The sequence below is a fragment of the Acidovorax sp. KPB24-03 genome (assembly GCF_057546605.1).
The window spans coordinates 1-5,320 of the sequence record NZ_BAAJYR010000234.1; the positions used below are offsets into that span (position 1 = coordinate 1).

The window sequence follows — 5,320 nt, forward strand, 5'->3', positions numbered from 1 at the left end:
TGCGCACGCCGCCCACGGCGTTGTCCACCCAGCCGCTCTTTTCCTCCTCGTCGATGAACCGCTCGCGCGCATCGATCACCTTGGTGCGCAGCGCCTGCTGGAACACCTCGCCCACCATGGGCAGCGCGCTGTGGGCGCCCTGCCCCCAGTAATCGCTGCGCAGGGTGATGCGGCCGTCGTTGAAGCCGGCCCAGGCCCCCGCCACCAGTTGCGGGTGCATCAGGATGAACCAGCCGTCGGTGTTGTCCTGCGTGGTGCCGGTCTTGCCCGCCACGTCGGCGGTGATGCCGTAGCGGGTGCGGATCGCGGCGCCCGTGCCCTTGTCGATCACGCCGCGCATGGCGTCGCGCAGGGTCTGCACGGCCGAAAGGCCCGCGGCCCGCTCGGGGTCGGCAGGGGCGAAGTCTTCCAGCACCTTGCCGTTCTTGTCTTCGATGCGCGTGATGACGATGGGCGCGCGGTACTGGCCGCCGTTGGCGATGGTGCCGTAGGCGGCCACCATTTCCTTGAGCGTGACAGGGCTGGTGCCCAGCGCCAGCGAGGGCACCACATCCAGGCGCGACTCGCGCACGCCCATGGCCTGCGCCCACCGCGCCACGCGCTCGGGGCCGACCTTCTGCATGACCTGCGCAGTGATGGTGTTCTTGGAGTAAGCCAGGCCGTCGGCCAGCGTCATGGGCGCGTTGCTGGGCGGGCCTTCGTCCGTGGGGCGCCATATCTGGCGGCCGCCCAGGGGAATCTCCACCGCCTCGTCCATCAGCGTGTCGGTGGGCAGCATCCCGTTGGCGAAGGCCGCGCCGTACACGAACGGCTTGAAGGTCGAGCCCGGCTGGCGGCGCGCGGCCTGCACGTGGTCGAAGGGGTCGGTGGCGAAATCGCGGCTGCCCACCCAGGCCCGCACCTCGCCGCTGCGCGGGTCCAGCGCCAGGAAGCCGGCCTGCACGCGCGTCTTTTGCTGCCGCAGCTGGCGCATGAAAGCGGCGTCGTCCAGCAGGCCCTGCAGGGCTTCGTCGGGCGTGGCGCCCTTGGCCACGGCGGCCTCGTACTGGGCAGATTCGCGCACCAACGCCTGCACCAGCGGGCCCTTGGGGTTCCAGGCGCTGCGCGAGGCCCAGGCGCCGTCGGCCACGCCCTGCAACTGGCGGCCCTGGCGGGCGACCGCCTGGTTGGCGAGGGTCTGCAGGCGCGAATCGATGGTGGTGCGGACCACCAGTCCGTCGGCATACAGGCTGTAGCCGTTGCGGTCGGCCCAGTCGATGAGCTGCTTGCGCAGCTGCTGCGCCAGGTGCGGCGCGGGGCCGGCGGTTTCGATCTGGCGCTCGAAGCGGATGCGCAGCGGCCGCTTGGACAAGGCGTCGTACTCGGCGGCGGACAGCTTGCCGCGCTTTTTCATCTGCGACAGCACGGTGTTGCGCCGCTCCTGCGCGCGCTCGGGGTTGAGCACGGGGTTGTAGTAGCTCGTGCCCTTGAGCATGCCGATCAGGGTGGCGCTCTCCAGCACGGTGAGCTTGTCGGCCGACTTGTCGAAGTACGTGCGCGCGGCCATCTCGATGCCGTAGGCGTTGTACAGGAACGGCACGGTGTTCAGGTAGGTCTCCAGGATCTCGTCCTTGGAGTACAGCACCTCGATCTTGAGCGCGGTGATGGCCTCCTTCAGCTTGCGCGTAAGCGTGGGCGCGCGGCCGATGTCCTCGGGGTAGAGGTTGCGCGCGAGCTGCTGCGTGATGGTGGAGCCGCCCTGCTTGTCGCCGCCCAGGGTGCGGATCAGCGCCGAGCCGGTGCGCCGCCAGTCGAGGCCGAAGTGGTCGTAGAAGCGGTGGTCCTCGGTGGCGATGAGCGCGTCCTTCACCGAAGGGGCGATGTCCTCCAGCGCCACCCATTCGCGGTTGACCCATTTGTATTCGGCCAGCAGTCGGCCATCGGCCGAGACGAGTTGCGCGGGCTGTTCGGTCTTGGCCTTGCGGATGTCGCTGATGGCGGGGTGAACGGGACCAGGGCCAGCACGTACAGCAGCAGGGCCAGGGGCACGGCCAGCAACGCCCAGAGCACCGCGCGGCGGGACCGCAGGTGGCGGGCGGCGAAGGCCCAGGTGCGCGCCAGCAGCGGCGCGGCGTGGCCCCGCCACGCGGCCGTCAGGCGCGCGCGCAGGGAAGCAAGCACAGGGGGCATCGGGGGCTCAATGGTCAAAAAGGGCTCATGCCCTAGGTTGATCTGCCTTGGCAGCTATCAAATACATAGCAAGCAAACAAACGCACGGTAGCGACCGCACGTGCTCATGCGCTCTCGCGGCCCAGCAGGGCCAGCATGCCGGCCTCGTCGAGCACGGGCACGCCCAGCTCCTGCGCCTTCACCAGCTTGCTGCCGGCCTCTTCGCCGGCGACGACGTAGCTGGTCTTCTTGCTGACCGAGCCCGCCACCTTGGCGCCGGCCGCCTCCAGCAGGTCCTTGGCCTCGTCGCGGCTGAGGGTGGGCAAGGTGCCGGTGAGCACGATGGTCTGGCCGGCCAGGGGCAGCACGGCCCGCTCGGCCGGCGCGCCCTCGGGCCAGGTGACGCCGCAGGCGCGCAGTTGCTCCACCACCTCGCGGTTGTGCGGCTGGTCGAAGAAGGTGCGAAGGGACTCGGCCACGATGGGGCCGACATCGTTCACCTCCAGCAACTGCTCCACGCTCGCGTCCATGATCGCGTCCAGGCCGCCGAAGTGGCGCGCCAGGTCCTTGGCGGTGGCCTCGCCGATGTGGCGGATGCCAAGGCCGAACAGAAAGCGCGGCAAGGTGGTCTGCTTGGATTTCTCCAGCGCGGCGAGCACGTTCTGGGCCGACTTTTCCGCCATGCGCTCCAGGCTGCTGAGGGCGGTGAGGCCCAGGCGGTACAGGTCGGGCAAGGTGCGGATGACCTGGCCCTCGACCAGCTGGTCCACCAGCTTGTCGCCCAGGCCTTCGATGTCCATGGCGCGCCGCGCGGCGAAGTGCAGGATGGCCTCCTTGCGCTGCGCGGCGCAGAACAGCCCGCCCGAGCAGCGGTGGTTGACCTCGCCCTTTTCGCGCACCACGGCGCTGCCGCAGATCGGGCACTGCCGGGGCATGCGGAAATTGGGCACGTAGGGCTGGCGCGGCGGTGCGGGCAGGCTGACAGGCGCGTCGCTGCCGGCGGCATCGGCCAGATCGACCAGGTCCACCAGCGCATCGGTGGCCGCCGCGGCGGCGGCGTCTTCACGGATGGGCTCGGGCGCCGGCATGGCCGCGCCCAGCGCCGGCGGAACCACGGCCACGACCTCGGGAATCACGTCGCCCGCGCGCCGCACGATCACCTGGTCGCCCACCCGGGCCTTCTTGCGGCGCAGCTCGAACAGGTTGTGCAGCGTGGCGTTGGTGACGGTCACCCCGCCCACGAACACCGGCGCCAGCCGCGCCACGGGCGTGAGCTTGCCGGTGCGGCCCACCTGCACGTCGATGCCGTCCATGCGGGTGACCATCTCCTGCGCCGGGTACTTGTGCGCCACGGCCCAGCGCGGCTCGCGCGTGACGAAGCCCAGCTGGCGCTGCAGGTCCAGGCGGTTGACCTTGTAGACCACGCCGTCGATGTCGTAGGGCAGGCGGTCGCGCGAGGCGCCGATCTCCTGGTGAAAGGCGATCAGTTCGTCTGCGCCGTGCGCCACGCGCACCTGCGCCGCCACCGGAAAACCCCAGCCTTTCAGCGCCTGCAGCATGTCGTAGTGCGTGCCGAAGTCGGGCCCGCCCCCGCCGGCTGGTGTGACGTCGCCCAGGCCATAGGCGAAAAAGCTCAGAGGCCGCTGCGCCGAGATGCCCGAATCGAGCTGCCGCACCGCCCCCGCCGCCGCGTTGCGCGGGTTGACGAAGGTCTTGCCGCCGGCCTCGCGCTGGCGTTCGTTGAGCTGGTCGAAATCGGCGCGGCGCATGTAGACCTCGCCGCGCACCTCCAGCACCGCGGGGGCGCCGTTCTTGCCGCCCGTGGGCAGCGTCAAGGGAATCTGGCGGATGGCGCGCACGTTGTGCGTCACGTCCTCGCCGACCTCGCCGTCGCCGCGCGTGGCGGCCTGCACCAGGCGGCCGTTTTCGTAGCGCAGGCTCATGGCCAGGCCGTCGAATTTGGGCTCGGCCACGTATTCGACGGGCGCATCGCCTTCGGCCAGCTTCAGCTCGCGCCGCACGCGGGCATCGAAGGTGCGGGCGCCGCTGGCTTCGGTGTCGGTCTCGGTGCGGATGCTGAGCATGGCCACGCGGTGGCGCACGGGCGACAGGCCCTCCATCACCGCGCCGATCACGCGCTGGGTGGGCGAGTCGGGGGTGACGAGGTCCGGGTGGGCCTCTTCCAGCGCCTGCAGTTCACGGAACACGCGGTCGTACTCGGCATCGGGCACCGTGGGCTCGTCGAGCACGTAGTACTGGTGGGCCCAGCGGTTGAGCTGGGCGCGCAGCGCGTCGATGGCCTCGGCGGGTTGCAGGGGCAGTGCGCCGGCTGCGGAAGGTTTGGAATCAGTCACCACGGATGGAACCCAGAAAAGTAGGAGGCTCCTGCACGTTCACAGGAATGGCAGCGGGCATGGCGCGCTGCAGGAAATCCACGACCCGCGCATCGAGCCGACCGAACCCGGGGCGCACCTCGATGGGCTCGCCCGCGTGGCGCTCGAACACGTAGCTGCGCTGGCCCGGCGTACCCTTGACCACGATGGCCCGGACGTCTGCCAGCGGCACCTGCATGTGGCCGGGGCGCACGTTCTGGGGCAGGCTCAGGAAGACTTCCGAACCGTCGATGCGCACCAGGGGCTTGCCCATGCGGCCGAATTGGCGCCGGGCACGCCAACCAGCGATGGCGGGGGCGATGAACAACCCCAGGTAGACCAGCCCAAAGTAGTTGAACCGGCCGATCGTCCGGTACTGCCACAGCGCAACACCCGCGACCACCAAGCACCCGATGGCTGGCAACCACCGGTCCAGGACGGCGTTCGAGGGGCGAAACAGCCCCTGGGGTGTTTCCACCACCGGGGGAAACAGCACGTGCCACCAGCGCATGGGGTGTCCTTTCGGCCCGGGATGACCGGCCACTCAGCTGAACAGGCGGCGCGCCAGCAGCGAGCCGGCCGACAGCTCGCGGCTGTCGAGCTTGTCGTACAGCAGCTCCAGGTCGGCGGCGATGGGGTCCATGGTCATGGCGGGCAGCGGCGTGCCGTTCTGGTCGCACAGCGCGCCGTCCATGGCCTCGCCCAGGGCGGCGGCCACCTCGCGCAGGATGAAGATGGTTTCTTCTTCCAGCGCGTCCAGGTGGCGGTTGCTGAGGTGGCTCAGCACATGGGATTCGGTG

2 protein-coding genes and 2 pseudogenes are annotated in these 5,320 nt (G+C 70.0%); all 4 read right to left on the reverse strand.

The genetic code is table 11. From position 1 onward, the window contains the following. Positions 1–2,169, reverse strand: a pseudogene (locus tag AC27KI_RS17965) (penicillin-binding protein 1A); the annotation flags it as partial. A 104-nt stretch (positions 2,170–2,273) separates the two neighbouring features. Further along, on the reverse strand, positions 2,274–4,502 hold the full coding sequence (gene ligA, locus AC27KI_RS17970) for an NAD-dependent DNA ligase LigA (RefSeq protein WP_487115065.1): 2,229 nt from the start codon (positions 4,500–4,502) through the stop codon (positions 2,274–2,276). Then, complete coding sequence (locus AC27KI_RS17975) at positions 4,495–5,031, reverse strand: hypothetical protein (protein WP_487115067.1); 537 nt, start codon at positions 5,029–5,031, stop codon at positions 4,495–4,497. Before AC27KI_RS17975 ends, ligA begins: the two co-directional genes overlap by 8 nt. A 33-nt stretch (positions 5,032–5,064) precedes the next feature. Beyond that, positions 5,065–5,320: pseudogene (locus AC27KI_RS17980) on the reverse strand (hypothetical protein); the annotation flags it as partial.

Coding starts and splice junctions, on each gene's coding strand:
- AC27KI_RS17975 (WP_487115067.1), bottom strand. CDS start 5,031: ATGCGCTGGTGGCACGTGCTGTTTCCCCCGGTGGTGGAAACACCCCAG.